At 60.3% G+C, this 17,059-nt stretch carries 19 protein-coding genes; 7 read left to right on the forward strand and 12 right to left on the reverse strand.

Going from position 1 to position 17,059, the window contains the following annotated elements:
• The first annotated feature begins 263 nt into the window (after positions 1-263).
• Entirely contained in the window at positions 264-734 is a 471-nt protein-coding gene (gene ybaK, locus GST84_05805; protein XGB11900.1) for a Cys-tRNA(Pro) deacylase, read from the forward strand.
• Positions 735-771: 37 nt separating this feature from the next.
• On the opposite strand, the gene GST84_05810 is transcribed toward ybaK, so the two are convergent.
• Positions 772-1,881 (reverse strand): ATP-binding cassette domain-containing protein, encoded by a 1,110-nt coding sequence (locus tag GST84_05810; protein ID XGB11901.1) that lies wholly within the window; start codon positions 1,879-1,881, stop codon positions 772-774.
• Positions 1,878-2,798 carry an ornithine carbamoyltransferase gene (gene argF, locus GST84_05815; GenBank protein ID XGB11902.1) on the reverse strand — a complete coding sequence of 307 codons (921 nt, stop codon included), beginning with the start codon at positions 2,796-2,798 and terminating at the stop codon, positions 1,878-1,880. Before argF ends, GST84_05810 begins: the two co-directional genes overlap by 4 nt.
• A 372-nt stretch (positions 2,799-3,170) precedes the next feature.
• Between argF and GST84_05820 the strand changes: the two genes are divergently transcribed.
• Both GST84_05820 and grxD read left to right on the forward strand, forming a co-directional pair.
• Entirely contained in the window at positions 3,171-5,279 is a 2,109-nt protein-coding gene (locus GST84_05820) for a molybdopterin-dependent oxidoreductase (protein ID XGB11903.1), read from the forward strand.
• A gap of 91 nt (positions 5,280-5,370) precedes the next feature.
• Positions 5,371-5,706 carry a Grx4 family monothiol glutaredoxin gene (gene grxD / locus GST84_05825; GenBank protein ID XGB11904.1) on the forward strand — a complete coding sequence of 112 codons (336 nt, stop codon included), beginning with the start codon at positions 5,371-5,373 and terminating at the stop codon, positions 5,704-5,706.
• A 57-nt stretch (positions 5,707-5,763) separates the two neighbouring features.
• Here the strand turns inward: grxD and bfr are convergent, their stop codons facing one another.
• The gene (gene bfr, locus GST84_05830; protein ID XGB11905.1) at positions 5,764-6,237 is read right to left on the reverse strand and encodes a bacterioferritin; all 474 of its coding nucleotides are present in this window, start codon (positions 6,235-6,237) and stop codon (positions 5,764-5,766) included.
• 198 nt (positions 6,238-6,435) lie between these two features.
• Entirely contained in the window at positions 6,436-6,654 is a 219-nt protein-coding gene (locus GST84_05835) for a (2Fe-2S)-binding protein (protein ID XGB11906.1), read from the reverse strand.
• 224 nt (positions 6,655-6,878) lie between these two features.
• Here GST84_05835 and GST84_05840 point away from each other — a divergent pair, with 224 nt between their 5' ends.
• The gene (locus GST84_05840; protein ID XGB11907.1) at positions 6,879-7,481 is read left to right on the forward strand and encodes a peroxiredoxin C; all 603 of its coding nucleotides are present in this window, start codon (positions 6,879-6,881) and stop codon (positions 7,479-7,481) included.
• Positions 7,482-7,638: 157 nt separating this feature from the next.
• On the opposite strand, the gene rnt is transcribed toward GST84_05840, so the two are convergent.
• Complete coding sequence (rnt, locus tag GST84_05845; GenBank protein XGB11908.1) at positions 7,639-8,313, reverse strand: ribonuclease T; 675 nt, start codon at positions 8,311-8,313, stop codon at positions 7,639-7,641.
• Positions 8,310-9,356 (reverse strand): dihydroorotase, encoded by a 1,047-nt coding sequence (gene pyrC, locus GST84_05850; GenBank protein XGB11909.1) that lies wholly within the window; start codon positions 9,354-9,356, stop codon positions 8,310-8,312. The genes rnt and pyrC overlap by 4 nt, the downstream gene beginning before the upstream one ends.
• A 130-nt stretch (positions 9,357-9,486) precedes the next feature.
• Between pyrC and GST84_05855 the strand changes: the two genes are divergently transcribed.
• Both GST84_05855 and GST84_05860 read left to right on the forward strand, forming a co-directional pair.
• Positions 9,487-10,440, forward strand: coding sequence for an OmpA family protein (locus GST84_05855; GenBank protein XGB11910.1), 954 nt, complete (start codon positions 9,487-9,489; stop codon positions 10,438-10,440).
• A gap of 167 nt (positions 10,441-10,607) precedes the next feature.
• On the forward strand, positions 10,608-11,825 hold the full coding sequence (locus GST84_05860; protein ID XGB11911.1) for an argininosuccinate synthase: 1,218 nt from the start codon (positions 10,608-10,610) through the stop codon (positions 11,823-11,825).
• A 67-nt stretch (positions 11,826-11,892) separates the two neighbouring features.
• Here the strand turns inward: GST84_05860 and GST84_05865 are convergent, their stop codons facing one another.
• Positions 11,893-12,375, reverse strand: a complete 483-nt coding sequence (locus GST84_05865) for a hypothetical protein (GenBank protein ID XGB11912.1) — start codon at positions 12,373-12,375, stop codon at positions 11,893-11,895.
• Between the two features lie 368 nt (positions 12,376-12,743).
• Here GST84_05865 and GST84_05870 point away from each other — a divergent pair, with 368 nt between their 5' ends.
• Positions 12,744-13,367 carry a response regulator gene (locus tag GST84_05870; GenBank protein ID XGB11913.1) on the forward strand — a complete coding sequence of 208 codons (624 nt, stop codon included), beginning with the start codon at positions 12,744-12,746 and terminating at the stop codon, positions 13,365-13,367.
• A gap of 351 nt (positions 13,368-13,718) precedes the next feature.
• Here the strand turns inward: GST84_05870 and nth are convergent, their stop codons facing one another.
• From nth to GST84_05895, 5 genes are read right to left on the reverse strand one after another with little or no spacing between them, the layout of a single operon-like run.
• Positions 13,719-14,357 carry an endonuclease III gene (nth, locus tag GST84_05875; GenBank protein ID XGB11914.1) on the reverse strand — a complete coding sequence of 213 codons (639 nt, stop codon included), beginning with the start codon at positions 14,355-14,357 and terminating at the stop codon, positions 13,719-13,721.
• Positions 14,358-14,361: 4 nt separating this feature from the next.
• Complete coding sequence (locus GST84_05880) at positions 14,362-14,886, reverse strand: NADH:quinone oxidoreductase (GenBank protein ID XGB11915.1); 525 nt, start codon at positions 14,884-14,886, stop codon at positions 14,362-14,364.
• Complete coding sequence (locus GST84_05885; GenBank protein ID XGB11916.1) at positions 14,879-15,481, reverse strand: RnfABCDGE type electron transport complex subunit G; 603 nt, start codon at positions 15,479-15,481, stop codon at positions 14,879-14,881. The genes GST84_05880 and GST84_05885 overlap by 8 nt, the downstream gene beginning before the upstream one ends.
• Complete coding sequence (locus GST84_05890) at positions 15,478-16,449, reverse strand: RnfABCDGE type electron transport complex subunit D (protein XGB11917.1); 972 nt, start codon at positions 16,447-16,449, stop codon at positions 15,478-15,480. The genes GST84_05885 and GST84_05890 overlap by 4 nt, the downstream gene beginning before the upstream one ends.
• Positions 16,446-16,994 (reverse strand): electron transporter RnfA, encoded by a 549-nt coding sequence (locus tag GST84_05895; GenBank protein ID XGB11918.1) that lies wholly within the window; start codon positions 16,992-16,994, stop codon positions 16,446-16,448. Before GST84_05895 ends, GST84_05890 begins: the two co-directional genes overlap by 4 nt.
• Between the last annotated feature and the right edge of the window lie 65 nt (positions 16,995-17,059).

Raw genomic sequence — 17,059 nt, forward strand, 5'->3', positions numbered from 1 at the left:
TCGACAGCAAAACCCGGTGTCTATCCCCATTGACCCCGGATGATGTAGGAAATGCACCTTAAAAGTGCACCGCTTATTCAGAAACGAAAAAATATAGACAAGAAACGCTGATGTCAAAGGTCGAAAGTGAACGGTCAGTCACGATATGGCCGCTAGAATAAGATGCGGATCCCGTACTAGAGGCGCGCGATCGCGGTGCGCTAGCTGGGATGTAGGAATTGTCCTAAAGTAGCCGCCGAGTCGTCCCTGACTGGAGCCCTTGCATGACCCCCGCCCTAGACCTGTTGAAAAAGCACCGTGCCGAGCATCGTGTGCACAGTTATGAACATGACCCGAAGTCGGCGTCGTATGGCCTGGAGGCGGCAGAAAAGCTCGGGCTCGACCCGCAACAGGTGTTCAAGACGTTGCTGGCAAGCAGCGAGAAAGGGGAATTGCTGGTAGCGGTTGTGCCTGTGGTGGGGACCTTGGACCTCAAGGCCCTGGCCCATGCTGCCGGGGTAAAGAAGTGCGAGATGGCCGACCCGGCGGCGGCGCAGCGGGCGACCGGTTACCTGGTGGGCGGGATCAGCCCACTAGGGCAGAAGAAGCGTCTGCGGACCTTTATCGATGACTCGGCGCAGAATTTTGCAACTATCCATGTCAGCGCCGGTAGGCGTGGCCTGGAAGTGGAGTTGGCAGCGGCGGTGCTGGCGGAGTATACGCAGGGCTCGTTCGCCGGGATTGGTCGAGGCTGAGAACAGGGGGCCGCCAAGCGGCCCCCTGGCGGTGAAGTCAAGTCGCCGAACTGTAACGACGCACGCCATTCTCCTGGCGTGGCAACTGTGCCGCAACGCTACCCGGTACAGGGAATAGCACGAGGTGATCGGCCTTCACTGCAATCTCCACATTCTCACCGACCTCGTGGTCGTTATGGCTAGGGAAGATCGCTTCCAGCTGGCTACCGGTGGGCAACTGCAAGCGATAGAGCGTCGATGCCCCGAGGAAGCTCTTGCCCACGATGTTTGCCAGTAGCGCGCTGCCTGGTGCATGCACGATATCATCCGGGCGCAGCAGTACATCCACCGAGCTGCCCGGCGCCATGATGTAGGCGCGGTTACCGCGCAGCTCACCCACTTCGGTATTGACCGCTTCGTGGCTGCTCATTTGCCCACGGATGAAGTATCCCTGGCCGATGAAACTCGCCACGAATGGCGTCTGCGGTTCGTGGTAAAGGTTGTAGGGCGTGTCCCACTGTTCCAGGCGGCCTTCCTTGAAGACACCGACCTGGTCACTGACCGCAAAGGCTTCTTCCTGGTCGTGAGTGACCAGAATGGCGCTGGTACCGCGGCTTTTGAGAATGTCGCGAACCTCATGGCTCAGGCGACGGCGCAGCTCTACGTCGAGGTTCGAGAACGGCTCGTCAAGCAGCAACAGTTGCGGCTCGGGCGCCAGCGCCCGGGCCAGGGCGACACGTTGCTGCTGACCGCCAGACAACTCATGCGGGTAACGACCGCCCAGCCCGCCGAGTTTGACCAGTTCCAGCATCTCTTCGATGACGGCGGCCTGGCGTGGGTGTTTGGCGATACCAAAGGCAATGTTCTGCGCCACGGTAAGATGCGGGAACAGCGCGTAGTCCTGAAACACCATGCCGATGCGGCGCTTTTCCGGGGCCAGGGTGAAGCCAGCCCGGGAAATGACCTCACCGCCCAGGTGGATTTCACCTTCGTGCACCGGCTCGAAACCGGCGATGGCGCGCAGGGTGGTGGTCTTGCCGCAACCGGATGAACCCAGCAGGCAACCGATGTCGCCTGCGTTCAGGTGCAGGTTGAGGTTCTGGACGATGCGCTGGTCGCCATAGCCGCAGGCGAGGTTGCGCAGGTTGAGCAGTAGGGGTTGACTCATGCGTGGTGGTAAGCCGGTTCTACAAGGAATTCGAGAAGCGCCTTCTGTGCATGCAGGCGGTTTTCAGCCTCGTCCCAGGCGACCGAACGTGGGTCGTCGAGCAGGTCCTGGCTGATTTCCTCGCCACGGTGGGCGGGCAGGCAGTGCATGAAGAGGACATCGGGTGCAGCCAGGTCGAGCAGTTCGCGGGTGACCTGGTAAGGTGCGAAATGCGCCAGGCGCCGTGCAGTTTCCTCCTCCTGACCCATGGAAGTCCAGACATCGGTGACCACCAGGTGAGCATCACGCACAGCTTCCTTGGCATCCCGGATGATCTGCACGCGGTCGCCGCCCAGTGCCATGAAACGTTGATCCGGCTCATAGCCTTCGGGGCAGGCGATGCGCAGCTGGAAATCGAACTGCGTGGCGGCTTCGATATAGGAGTTGCACATGTTGAAGCCATCGCCGATCCAGGTCACGGTCTTGCCCTGAATCGAGCCGCGGTGTTCAACAAAGGTCTGCATGTCGGCCAGCAGTTGGCACGGGTGCGATTCGTCGGACAGGCCGTTGATCACTGGCACGCGCGACTTGGCGGCGAACTCGGTCAGGGTGCTGTGGGCGTGGGTGCGGATCATCACCACATCAACCATGCTCGACAGCACGATGGCGCTGTCACCAATCGGCTCGCCGCGGCCCAGTTGGGTGTCGCGAGGCGACAGGAAGATGGCCTGGCCGCCGAGCTGGATCATGCCGGCCTCGAAGGACACTCGGGTACGGGTCGAGGACTTCTCGAAGATCATGCCCAGTACACGGTTCTTCAGGGGTTCGAACAGCACGCCTCGCTTACGCAGGTCCTTCAGCTCGATGCCGCGGCGGATCACCCCGAGCAATTCGTCGGTGGTGAAGTCCAGCAGGGAGAGAAAGTGCCTAGCGCTCATGATTGACTACCTTATCTGCAACGGTATGCAGGTCGACCGTATGGTTTTTTTGACAACGGGAATGACCTGCGGCGTAAGCCGCACGGGGCGGACGAAATAGGGAAAGGCGCAATACTATAAGTAAATGTCGCCTGAAGCCAAGGGGGGAAAAGCGGCCTGATCGCAAAGGGTGTCGCAAACGGTGTCTTTGCCCGTTGGCCGTGCTGTTCTTTATTTGCTACACAAGGTTGTACACGGCTTGCTGGCAATTTGGCAAATGGCTGTCGTAAATCGTGCGCCTGATGTCGGTGGATTCACGCGGCGAAGCGCACTGGCCGCGGGGAGGGGCCGGGCGCATAGTCACTGTTCGACAACAACAAGGCAGAGGCGGCCATGACCAAGACCCTGCACCACCGTGCCTGTCATCTGTGCGAAGCGATCTGCGGGCTCAACATCGAAGTCAGCCATGAGCAGGACGGGCGGGCCCTGATCAGCTCGATCAAGGGCGACCCACTGGACCCGTTCAGCCGTGGCCATGTCTGCCCCAAGGCCGTGGCGTTGCAGGACATTCAGAACGACCCGGATCGCCTGCGCCAGCCACACAGGCGAGTAGGCGACCATTGGCAAGCCATTGGCTGGGATGAGGCCTTTGCACTGGCGGCCGAAAAATTGTGGGCGGTCCAGCAGGCCCATGGGCGCAATGCCGTGGCGGTCTACCAAGGCAACCCGAGTGTGCACAATTACGGCTTGATGACCCATAGCAACTACTTTCTGGGCCTGCTCAAGACCCGTAACCGTTTCTCTGCCACTTCAGTGGATCAGTTGCCCCAACACCTGGTCAGCCATCTGATGTACGGGCATGGGCTGCTGCTGCCGATTCCGGACATCGACCACACGGGATTCATGCTGATTCTTGGCGGCAACCCACTGGCCTCCAATGGCAGCATCATGACCGTTCCGGATGTGGAGAAGCGCCTGAAGGCCCTTCGGGCGCGTGGTGGGCGCCTGGTGGTGGTTGACCCGCGACGTAGCGAAACGGCGGCAATGGCTGACAGGCATTTGTTCATACGCCCCGGTGGTGATGCAGCCCTGTTGTGCGGCTTGCTCAACACATTGTTCGAAGAAGGCCTGGCACGGGGCTCGCACTTGCCGGTCAACGGCCTGCAGCAGGTGCGTGAGGCCATTGCGCCGTTCAGTGCCGAGGCCGTGAGTGCCCAGTGTGGTATCGCTGCAGCGGACATTCGCCAGCTGGCACGCGACTTCGCCGCTGCCGGGCAGGCCGTGTGTTACGGCCGCATGGGCGTCTCGACCCAAGCATTTGGTACCCTTTGCCACTGGCTGGTGCAACTTGTGAACCTGGTGACCGGCAACCTCGACCGCACAGGCGGCGCGTTGTGCACGGAGCCTGCCGTCGACCTGGTGGCGACCACCTCGGGCGGCCATTTCAACGTCTGGCAGAGCCGTGTGTCGGGTTTGCCCGAGTACGGCGGCGAGCTGCCGGTGGCTGCCCTGGCCGAGGAAATGCAAACACCGGGCGAAGGGCAGGTGCGCGCCCTGGTGACAGTTGCCGGCAACCCTGTGTTGTCCACGCCTAACGGTCGCCAGCTGGATGCAGCGCTGGAGGGTTTGGACTTCATGCTCAGCATCGATCTCTACATCAACGAAACCACCCGCCATGCCGACCTGATCCTGCCCTCCACCTCAGCGCTGGAAAATGACCATTACGACAGCACCTTCAACCTGCTGGCAGTGCGCAACGTCACGCGCTTCAACCGGGCGATCCTGGCCAAGCCGGAGGGCGCACTGCATGACTGGGAAATCTTCGTCGGCCTGGCCCAGGCGTTTGCCAAGCGTGCCGAGTTGGAGTTGAAACCGACCTGGTCGCCTGCGCAGATGATTGATCAAGCCCTGCGCAAAGGGCGCTATGGTGAAGCAACGCCTTGGCAGCTCTCCTTGGCAACACTGGACGATCACCCGCATGGGCTTGACCTGGGGCCTTTACGCAGCAACCTCGCAGGGCGGCTGACGACTGCCAGCAAGGCTGTCGAAGCAGCCCCTCAGGTTTTGCTCGACGACCTGCAGCGCCTGGCGCAAATGACGCCACCAGTGCCGGGCGAACTGCTGCTGATTGGGCGTCGCCATGTGCGCAGCAACAACTCGTGGATGCACAACTTCCATCGCCTGGTAAAAGGCAAGCCACGGCATCAGCTGTTGATGCACCCGCAAGACTTGCAGCAGCGGCAACTGCAGGATGGCCAGCGCGTGCGCATCCGTTCGCGTACTGGCTCACTGGAGGTCGAGGTGCAGGCCTGCGAAGACATGATGCCCGGTGTGGTCAGCTTGCCCCACGGCTTTGGTCATGGTCGTCAGGGCGTGCACCTGCAGATCGCCCAGGCGCAACCCGGCGTGAGCGCCAATGACCTGACTGACGAACGCTTTCGGGACCAGGTTTCCGGAAACGCTGCGCTCAATGGCGTACCCGTGCAGGTCGAGGCCGCTTGAGGAACGGCAAGGCCGAGCACGGCGCTCGGCTTTCCGATACAATGCGACACCGTGCCGACGACTGTGTCGGATAGTTCAGCCGAGGTGCTACATGGATATCATCGAAACGATCAAAGAGCAGATTGCCAACAACACCATTCTGCTTTACATGAAAGGCTCGCCGAATGCCCCGCAATGCGGCTTCTCTGCGCGTGCATCGCAGGCCGTGATGGGTTGTGGCGAAAAGTTCGCCTACGTCGACATCCTGCAGAACCCGGAAATTCGCGCCAACCTGCCAAAATACGCCAACTGGCCGACCTTCCCGCAGTTGTGGGTAGCCGGTGAGCTGGTTGGCGGCAGCGACATCATGCTGGAAATGTTCGAGAACGGTGAGCTGCAAACCCTGATCAAGGAAGCGGCTGCCAAGGCCAAGGCTTCTGAAGCCTGATCTACCGGCAAGCATAAAAAAACCCGCTGATCGCGGGTTTTTTTATGGGGCGAGTAGTTACTCTTCGCCCATCTGCGACTGCAGGTAGTTCTCGATACCGATCTTGTCGATCAGCCCCAGTTGGGTTTCCAGCCAGTCGATGTGTTCTTCCTCGGACTCGAGGATATCTTCTAGCACGTCACGCGAGCCGAAGTCGCCAGCAGTTTCACAATGGGCGATGGCTGCCTTCAGGTCGACCAGGCCTTGCTGTTCAATCTTCAGGTCACACTCGAGCATCTCCTTGGTGTGCTCGCCGATCAGCAGTTTGCCCAGGTCCTGAACGTTAGGAATACCTTCGAGGAACAAAATACGCTTGATCAGTTTGTCAGCGTGCTTCATTTCATCGATGGATTCTTTGTACTCGTGCTTGCCGAGTTTGTTCAGCCCCCAATCTTCGTACATGCGTGCGTGCAGGAAGTACTGGTTGATCGCGACCAGCTCGTTTCCGAGGATCTTGTTGAGATGCTGGATGACGCTTACGTCGCCTTTCATGTCGGGGTTCCTGCCCTGTAGAAGTGTCAATCCAGTGAAGTTTGAGCCCGATACTTAGGTGTGTCAAACCTAAGTTCTTGAATAATAAGTGAAAATTAATAGGAATAAGAATGTTTGTGAACCGCGTTGTAGCGCTAACTTGTTGAATTTCAGGCATAAAAAAACCGGACGCCAGGTCCGGTTCTTGAAATTCTGGGTTCAGGCAGCGGTAAATTCGACGGGGTAGGGCAGGGCTGCCTGGCTGACCTGAAGTTCGGTCAGGGTCTCGCGGACCACCTGCTTGGCCACGCAGGCGCATTTGCCGCACTGGCTGGCGACATTGGTCGCGGCTCGCACTTCTTTGTAACTGCAGCATCCTTCATAGATCGCATCGCGGATCTGTCCGTCGGTAACGCCGACACAAAGACACACATACATAAGGGCTGACCATCGCTGGTTGGGTCGATGGGTTGGAGCTTAATGTTAATGAGAATGCTTGTCAAAGATCTTTCTGAGAGGGGTGTGCTTGAGCGACCGGCGGTCGCTTTGTCGACGGAGTCGGCCTGTCATGAGAAGCCGTGTATGATGGTCGGCCTTTGTTGGATGTCGGGCAAGCCCGTCTGGCCCGGCAAACGGTTTTTCACCCTCATCAGGAGATTACAATGAGCGTACTCGTTGGTAAGAAAGCCCCCGATTTCACCGTTCCGGCCGTGCTGGGCAATGGCGAGATCGTCGATAGCTTCAACCTGGCCTCGGCCATCAAGGGCAAGTACGGCCTGGTGTTCTTCTACCCGCTGGACTTCACCTTCGTCTGCCCGTCCGAGCTGATCGCCCTGGACAACCGCATCCCTGACTTCCAGGCGCGTAACGTGGAAGTGATCGGCGTGTCGATCGACTCGCACTTCACCCACAACGCCTGGCGTAATACCCCGGTCAACAACGGCGGTATCGGTCAGGTGAAGTACACCCTGGCTGCCGACATGACCCACGAAATCTGCAAAGCCTACGACGTCGAGTCCGAAGGCGGCGTGGCCTTCCGTGGCGCCTTCCTGATCGATACCAATGGTGTTGTCCGTTCGCAGATCGTCAACGACCTGCCACTGGGCCGTAACATGGACGAGCTGCTGCGTCTGGTCGACGCTCTGCAGTTCCACGAAGAGCACGGCGAAGTCTGCCCTGCCAACTGGAAAAAAGGCGACAAGGGCATGAACGCTTCGCCTGAAGGCGTTGCTGCCTACCTGAGCGAGAACGCTGGCAAGCTGTAATTGCTGCGTGCATAAAAAACCGGCCTTCGTGGCCGGTTTTTTTTGCCTTCCTGTGCCGGCCTCTTCGCGGGAGCGCCCGCCCCCACAGATTCTCTGCATGCCTGAAGGCAAAGGTTAACCTGTGGGAGCGGGCGTGCCCGCGAATGCTTTTGGCAGATCAGTCGTTGAAATCGCGCCAGCCGCCCATTTCTTTCCAGCGGTTGACGATGCCGCAGAACAGCTCAGCCGTTTTCTCGGTGTCGTAACGTGCCGAGTGCGCCTCACGCCCGTCGAAGTCGATGTCGGCGCTCTGACAGGCCCGCGCCAGCACGGTCTGGCCATACGCCAGGCCCGCCAGGGTGGCGGTGTCGAAGCTGGAGAACGGGTGGAACGGGTTGCGCTTCAGGTCATTGCGCGCCACTGCTGCATTGAGGAAACCCAGGTCGAAGCTGCTGTTGTGGCCGACCAGAATCGCCCGCTTGCAGCCGTTGGCCTTGAGGGCCTTGCGCACGCCGCGGAATATGTCGGTCATCGCGCTTTCCTCGCTGACTGCCATGCGTAGCGGATGGTCCAGCTTGATCCCGGTGAACTCAAGCGCGGCCGGCTCGATGTTGGCGCCCTCGAACGGCTCTACTCGGTGGAAGTAGGTATGCTCGGGGAACAGGAAACCTTTCTCGTCCATGCCGATGGTGACGGCGGCAATTTCCAGCAATGCATCGGTAGCGCTGTTGAAACCACCGGTTTCAACATCCACCACGACCGGCAGATAGCCGCGGAAGCGCTCGGCCATCGGGTGGCGAGGACCGCTGCTGCCTTGGGTGTCCAGGTCGTCTTCGTAAAGGTCTTCGCTCACGCGTTTTTCTCCAGCAGGCGCCAGCGCAGTTTTTCGCCAGCGCGCAGCGGGACTACGGTTTGCTCGCCAAATGGCAGGCTTTCCGGAGCGGTCCATTCTTCGCGGACCAGGGTAATGGTGTCGGTGTTCGCCGGCAGGCCATAGAAGGCCGGGCCGTGCAGGCTGGCGAAGCCTTCCAGCTTGTCCAGCGCGTTACGCTGTTCGAACGCTTCGGCGTACATCTCGATGGCCGCATAGGCGGTGTAGCAACCCGCGCAACCGCAGGCTGCTTCCTTGGCGTGACGGGCATGAGGTGCCGAGTCGGTGCCGAGGAAGAACTTCGGGTTGCCGCTGGTGGCGGCGTCCAGCAAGGCCACCTGGTGGGTATTGCGCTTGAGGATCGGCAGGCAGTAGAAGTGCGGACGAATGCCGCCAACCAGCATGTGGTTGCGGTTGTACAGCAGGTGCTGGGCGGTGATGGTCGCACCCACGTTGGCCGGGGCCTCGGTGACGAACTGCGAGGCGTCGCTGGTGGTGATGTGTTCGAACACCACTTTCAGCGTCGGGAAGCGCTCGACCACACGGCGCAAGTGCTCGTCGATGAAGCGCTTCTCGCGGTCGAACACGTCGATCTCGCTGCGGGTCACTTCGCCATGCACCAGCAGCGGCATGCCCACTTCCGCCAGTGCCTCTATGGCCGGGAAGATGTTGTCGATGCTGGTCACGCCGGAATCGGAGTTGGTGGTGGCGCCGGCCGGGTACAGCTTGGCGGCGTACACGAAACCGCTGGCCTTGGCCGCGCGGACGTCCTCGGGGCTGATGTTGTCGGTGAGGTACAGCACCATCAGCGGCTCGAAGCGGCTGCCGGCCGGGCGGGCAGCCAGAATGCGCTCACGGTAGGCGCCGGCCTCGGTGGCATTGCGCACCGGCGGCACGAGGTTGGGCATGATGATGGCACGGGCGAAGGTACGCGCCACGTCGCCAACGGTGTGGGGCAGGACGGCACCATCGCGCAGATGGATGTGCCAGTCGTCGGGGCGCAGGAGGGTCAGGCGATCGGACATTGGGGATTCCAGGCGGGTCGAACTCAAGCCCCAATCCTACCGGAAAACCCTGGGGCGAGCACGGCTATCAAGTTTTCCGCGCGGCGTCCGATAGCCTGCTGGTAAGCCGTCAGAAATTGTGGAGCCGCCCGTGCGCCAGCGTTACCTAGCCCTGTTGACCCTGTTCGCCAGCCTGCCGGCCGGCGCACTGACTTTCCAGACGCGCATGGAGAACATTGCCTGGCAGGTCGAGGGTGACCAGTTCGAGTGTCGTCTGAGCCAACCGATCGAAGGTTTCGGCAGCGGTACGTTCGTGCGCCGGGCAGGCGAGCAGCCGGTGTTCCAGCTGCGTTCGGACAGCAACGTACTGGGTGCCGGCACCGCCAGCCTGCTGGCCGCGGCAGCGCCTTGGCAACCTGGGCGTGGCGATATCAACCTGGGCCATGTGCGCATGGCCCGCAGCGGTGTGCTGTTCAGCTCCTCCCAAGGGCAGGCCAGCCGGCTGATCAACGGTTTGCTCGACGGGCGTAGCACCGTCGTGCGCAACTACACCGGTGAGGCGGGCAGGCCGATGGAGGTGCGGGTGCTGCCGGTCAGCTTCGCCAAAGCCTACAATGACTATCAGGTCTGTGCCGGCAAGCTGTTGCCGATGAACTATGACCAGGTGCGCCAGACTCAAGTGGGCTTCCCTGGGGGCGGTTACGAGCTGGATGCAGCAGCCAAGGCGCGGCTGGAGGTGATTGTCGACTACCTGAAGGCCGACCCTACGGTTAACCATATCGAGCTCAACGGCCACTCCGACAACAGTGGCAACCGCCTGACCAACCGCGACCTGTCGCGCCGCCGCGCATTGGCCGTGGCCGATTACTTCAAGGCTCACGGTGTGCCGCAAGAGCAGATTACTGTGCGCTTCCATGGTGAGCGTTATCCGCTGGCGAAGAACAACAGTGCATCGAACCGGGCGCGTAATCGGCGGGTGAATATCGAGCTGGATCGGGTGGCGGAGGTTGAAAAGGCGGTGGAAAAACCGGTTGAGCCCGTGTCGCCGGCTGCTCCCGCTCCAGCCGTTCCGGCTGCTCCCGCGTCGGGGGCGAAGGCGCCCTGAGACCGGATGGGGCGCCAACCCTTGCGTCAAATTTCCGTGTTGATCTGGCAAGTCGCCCTTCCGACAATTTCTGTCGCTTTGTCGTCAGAAGCTGTCGCCCCACTGTAAATTTATCCGCAACGCCGGTAGAATCGGTCCCTTTCCGTACAACCCCGTGGAGTGATGGCATGGCGGACGTAAAAAAGGTCGTACTGGCGTATTCCGGCGGCCTTGATACTTCGGTGATTCTCAAGTGGCTGCAGGATACCTACAACTGCGAAGTGGTGACCTTCACCGCTGACCTGGGTCAGGGCGAAGAGGTCGAACCGGCTCGTGCCAAGGCCCAGGCAATGGGCGTTAAAGAGATCTACATCGACGACCTGCGCGAAGAGTTCGTGCGTGACTTCGTGTTCCCGATGTTCCGCGCCAACACCGTCTACGAAGGCGAGTACCTGCTGGGTACTTCCATCGCCCGTCCGCTGATCGCCAAGCGCCTGATCGAAATCGCCAACGAAACCGGCGCCGACGCCATTTCCCATGGCGCCACCGGCAAGGGTAACGACCAGGTGCGCTTCGAGCTGGGTGCCTATGCCCTGAAGCCAGGCGTCAAGGTCATCGCCCCATGGCGCGAGTGGGACCTGCTGTCCCGCGAAAAGCTGATGGACTACGCCGAGAAGCACGGCATCCCGATCGAGCGCCACGGCAAGAAGAAGTCGCCGTACTCGATGGACGCCAACCTGCTGCACATCTCCTATGAAGGCGGTGTCCTGGAAGATACCTGGACCGAGCACGAAGAAGACATGTGGCGCTGGAGTGTCTCGCCTGAGAACGCCCCGGACCAGGCTACCTATATCGAGCTGACCTACCGCAATGGTGACATCGTTGCCATCGACGGCGTCGAGAAATCCCCGGCTACCGTTCTGGCCGACCTGAATCGTATCGGTGGTGCCAACGGCATCGGCCGCCTGGACATCGTCGAAAACCGGTACGTCGGCATGAAGTCGCGCGGTTGCTACGAAACGCCTGGCGGTACCATCATGCTCAAGGCCCACCGTGCCATCGAGTCTATCACCCTGGACCGCGAAGTCGCTCACCTGAAAGATGAGCTGATGCCCAAGTATGCCAGCCTGATCTACACCGGCTACTGGTGGAGCCCGGAGCGTCTGATGCTGCAGCAGATGATCGATGCTTCGCAGGTGAACGTGAATGGTGTGGTGCGCCTGAAGCTGTACAAGGGCAATGTGACCGTGGTTGGCCGCAAGTCGGACGATTCGCTGTTCGATGCCAACATCGCCACCTTTGAAGAAGATGGTGGTGCCTACAACCAGGAAGACGCTGCTGGCTTCATCAAGCTCAACGCGCTGCGTATGCGCATTGCCGCCAACAAGGGCCGTTCGCTGCTCTGATTGCTGGTGTGCGTGAAAACCCCGGCTCAGTCCGGGGTTTTTTTATGCCTGCGCAAAGGCGAGTCGTTCAACTTCGAGGGTTCACATCATCGCCCTCAAGTGCGCTGATCGAAAGCTGCGCACATTGACGTCTATCCAGATTACAAAAGCGCCAGACTCGCGCCGGCTCGGGGGGGTGGGCAAGAGCGTGCAAGAGTTGTTGTTCCATCATGCGACAGGCGTCGGGGCCGGAGAACATGAATGTAACAGGCTCGCCCTGTACCGCCTCACGGGCATCATTGGCAATAGCGGGTGTGGCCGCACTGTTCAGTGCTGGCGTGTTTTCGTGTACAGGGTTGTTGGGGAGCGGGCTGTAGAACGACTTGTAATTGAAGTTGAGCGTCAGAAAAAACAGTGCCGTCAGAAAGAATGGAAAACCTACCAGGAACCAGGTGTAGAGCTTTTGGCTGGACTCGCCGAGAAATGGCAGTGTGGCAAGGGCGGAGGCTTCGATAATCCCCGCGAAGATGGCAATGATCGTCAGCGGGGCGACAGGTTGTGCTTGGGTCATAGGGGCCGTCTCCAGCGGTTTTGTCCATCTTTACCTTACTGCTGTACTCAACTAAAGGCTGGATTCTTTCCCGGGGGAGGAATGATCGTCAGAGAACCTAGTTGTGTTGATTTTTCAACGCGTTCGAGTCGGAAGTTCTCCTCTGCTGAAGATCAGTATTCAACTGGTGCGTTTATGTTAGTGGGTGGTACCGTTTCTTTCGGTAATAAGTAATTTGTTTGTTACAACCATAGTCTTAATGTGTAGGAAGTTTCTGTAAGCTCTGTAGGTTTTGTCTGTCCATGGCTTTCACTGGTAAATCGCCGCGCCAGCAAGCGTCCTGTCGGTTATCGTGGCGTGCCAAAGCAACAACAATGTATGGATATCGCATGAATAAAGTGCTTATCGTGGATGATCATCCGGTCATACGCCTGGCCGTACGCATGCTGATGGAGCGGCATGGGTATGACGTTGTGGCGGAGACTGACAATGGGGTGGCTGCGCTGCAGCTGACACGGCAACACCTGCCGGATATTGTGGTGCTGGATATCGGTATCCCGAAACTGGATGGCCTGGAGGTGATCGCCCGCATGGCGACATTCAGCCCGGGTAGCAAGGTGCTGGTGCTGACGTCGCAGGCTCCCGGTAACTTTTCGATGCGCTGCATGCAGGCGGGGGCGGCGGGTTACGTGTGCAAGCAGCAGGAGCTTACCGAGCTGCTTAGCGCTATCAAGGCTGTGTTGTCGGGTTACAGCTACTTCCCCAACCAGGCCTTGCATGCGTCACGTGGCAGGGGCGCGAGCAGTGAGACGGATATGGTGAATCGCCTTTCTGCGCGAGAGATGACCGTGCTGCAACAACTGGCGCGAGGGCGTTCGAACAAGGAGATTGCCGACAGCATGTACCTCAGCAACAAGACGGTCAGTACCTACAAGTCGCGGCTCTTGCTCAAGCTCAATGCACGGTCACTGGTTGACCTGATCGAGCTGGCGCAACGGCAAGGTTTGAACTGACCGCCAGGCCTTGAAGCCTCCAGCCAGGAGGCTTTGCCAAGGCTAACGATCCATGACTAAAGGGCCAGAACTAAAGGTCGTAATCGAAATCGGCCAGCTGCTTCTGCAGGCGCCGTTCTTCTAGCATGTTGTCGATGGTGCGGCGTTTGCTCAGGTTGGTCTTTGCGGTTTCAACCTGTGGTTCCGCGTCATCGTCTGCGGCAACAAAATCATCATCGATCGACAGGTCGTCTTTATCGGTACTCATGAGTCGCTCCAAGCCAAGGGGCCATTGGCCGTCCTTATAACCAGAAAGCAGACGCTGGTAAAAAAGATTTTTTCAATCGACGTGATTGGTTTCTGCCTATCGGCTCAATCGTCGGAGGTTTTGTGCTTGTACTCGCACAAATCTTCGATCCTGCAGCTGCCGCACCGTGGCTTGCGCGCCTGGCACACATAGCGCCCGTGCAGGATCAGCCAGTGGTGGGCATCGAGCAGGTAATCCTTTGGTACGAACTTGAGCAGTTTCTTTTCCACTTCCAGCACCGTTTTACCTGGCGCGATACCCGTGCGGTTACTCACCCGGAAGATATGAGTGTCCACTGCCATCGCCGGTTGGCGAAACGCGGTGTTAAGCACCACGTTGGCGGTTTTACGGCCGACGCCGGGCAGCGCTTCCAACGCTTCGCGGGTTTGCGGTACCTGGCTGTCGTGGCGCTCGATCAGCAGCCGGCACGCTTCTATGACATTCTTGGCCTTGCTGTTGTAGAGGCCGATGGTCTTGATGTATTCGCTAAGGCCTTCAACGCCCAGGGCATAGATGGCCTCGGGGGTGTTGGCGACGGGGAACAGGCGGGCAGTGGCCTTGTTGACGCCGACGTCGGTGGATTGCGCGGACAGTGTCACGGCGACCAGCAGTTCAAACGGGGTCGTGTAGGCCAGTTCGGTCTTTGGGTCGGGGTTGTCTTCGTGCAGCCTGCGAAAAATCTCCAGGCGTTTGGCGGCATTCATGAAATCAGGGCTTTCCTTGACGATGTGGATGGGCAGAGCCCGGACGCAGGCGATTGTACAAGGCCAACAGCAATCCCAGCAGCAGTAGCGCACCGGGGGCGAGGCTGGCCAGGTGCAGCTCGGTATGGTCAGCCAGCCATTGGCGGCTGGCGCCCAGCAGCAGGCAACTGGCAAAGACAGCGCCGAGGTGCTTTGCGAGCACGTGCCAGCGGCGTTGGTCAGGAAGCAGATGGTCACTGGCCAGGCATTGCAGGCACAACAATGCGGGATAGTGACCCAGTGCAATGGCCAGTGGTAGCAGCCAGGCCCGCATGGCCAACTGCAGGCAGCTGGCCAGAGCTGCCAGTAGCAGCAGGCTGGCCAGTACATATGCCCAGCTGGCGACGCGTTTACGCAGGGGGGCCAGCAACAGTTGGTGCAGGCATCCCATCACCACTGCGCACAGGCCGATGGCCGCGCCTTCACCCAGCGTTCGGGTGGCGCCCAACAGGGGAGCGAGGCTCATGGCCAGCAGGCAAAACCTATTCATGCGCGGCGCCCTCCAGCCATACACTACGCTGCTCATCGAAATAATTCAGTGCGTCCTGCAACGCGGCGATCACTGCCCGCGAGGTCACGGTTGCGCCGGCCAACTGGTCAAAATCACCCTGGTCCCGCTTTAGCGCCCAGTGATCGCCCTGATGGCGGTTGTCGAACTGTTTCAGCCACTGCAGCTGTGGGTCAGCCAGGTGAGCGCCCAGCCCGGGACTTTCCTGTTGTTCGACGACCTGGCTGCCGATCAGCCGGCCGTCTGTGGCGATCGCGACGCTCAGCACGATTGGCCCGACATATCCCTGCGCCTGTGTGACCAGAACTATGGCGCTTGGCTTGCCTGCCATAGTGGCACGGTAAGCCGCCAGGATACGGCTGTTGGGCCGCTGTGCGGCGGGCCTTGGCAGTGGGCTTTCCAGGGGCTGGTTGTCATAGCTGCCTTCGGGCAGCACGGCCAGCCGCTGGCGGCTTTGCATTTGTTTTTCGGCGCTGGCGATGGCCGGGCTGGTCCACTGCCGCCAGGCCAGGGTGACTGACACTGCCAATACTCCAGTCAGTAGCAGCAGGCCCGCATCCCGAGCTCCATGCTTCATCGGGCTGCCTGCTGACGTTGCACAGCCACGCGCTCGAGTGCCGGTGCCAAAAGGTTCATCAGCAGGACGGCGAACGCGGTGCCATCCGGGTAGCTGCCCCAGGTACGAATCAGGTAGATGAGCAGCCCTGTTCCCAGGCCGAAGCACAACTTGGCCCAGTCGTTTCTGGGGCCGGACACCGGCTCGGTCGCAATGAAGAATGCTGCCAGCATGGTCGAGCCGGAAAACAGGTGCAGCAAAGGCGAGCCATTGGAGTCCGACCCCGAACCATTCCAGCCCAACAGGCTGAATATCAATAGCCCTGCCAGCAAACCTGCCGGTGCATGCCAACTGATCACCTTGCGCTGCAACAAAAACAGGCCGCCAAGCAGGAATGCCAGGTTGACCCATTCGCTGCCTGCCCCACCAATGCTGCCAAAGCCCGGATGGCTGGCAAACAGCTCGTCAATGGTCAGGCTGCGGTTGTGGCGTAGGCCGTCGAGCAATGTCGGACGGGCCCAGGCATCAATCTGATCGCCCCCAGCGAACACCTGCTGCAGGCTGTCGAGCAGGCCCGGGGCCTGTGCCGGCCAATGGTTCATCTGCAATGGGAAGCTGAGCAGCACGAAGGCGTAACCCACCATGGCCGGATTGAACAGATTTCGCCCGACCCCACCATAGGCCTGCTTGCCGATGCCGATCGCAACACATGCCGCGATGACCGGCAGCCACCATGGCGCCAGGGTGGGCAGGGCGGCCGCCAGTAGCACGGCGGTTACCAGTGCGCTGCCGTCGTTTAGCGCCTGGCTCAGTGATTGATTGCGCAGTGCCAGCAGCAATGCTTCGCACAGCAGCGCGGCACTGGCACACAGCAACAGGTTCAGCACCATGCCCCAGCCATGCAGCCACATTAGCGCCAGCAGTCCAGGCGTGCAGGCGAGCAACACCAGGCCCATGCTGGTGCGCAGGCGCGGATCGGGGCTGCTCATTGGCCAAACATCCCGTTGAAGCCGGAAAACGCCATGGCCATTACCCCGGCACCGATCAATTGGATGGGCAGGCCGCGCAGCGCGTCGGGGATATCGGCGTGGACGCTGCGCTGGTGCAGGTCGGCGAACACCATCAGCGTCAGCCAGAAGCCGCCAGCCGTCAGCAAGCCTTGGAGTAGCGCGGTTGGCCAGCTGACGTCGTCGCTTGCCTGTTGTAGAGCCACCCCAAGCGCTGCGGCATTGCTCAACAGCAGCGCTGGCAACCCCACTACGGGCCAGGCTGGGCGCCACTTGGCCAGTAGCCAGGGGAGGCCCCAGGCGAGCAAAGCCAGCCAAGGCAATAGCAGGAACAGGGCAAGATCGTGGATGTGCAACGGGGCAAGTACGGCGTACGCCAGCAGTTGCGCGCCGATTACGCCCAGGGCAATGCACAGGGCGCAGGCCAGGCCGTGCACCTGTAGTTGCAACCCGGAGAGTGGCTGTCTGAGCAGGCACAGGTGATTGATCAGTGCGGCGCTGATCAGGACCAGGATGTAGTCATTCATGAGATGACGATAGCCGGGAATCAGGGCGATTGTCCGGATTTGACATGAAGGGGCCTGCGTATTGT

This window comes from Pseudomonas putida (assembly GCA_041879295.1).
Classification (GTDB): Bacteria; Pseudomonadota; Gammaproteobacteria; order Pseudomonadales; family Pseudomonadaceae; genus Aquipseudomonas; species Aquipseudomonas putida_Y.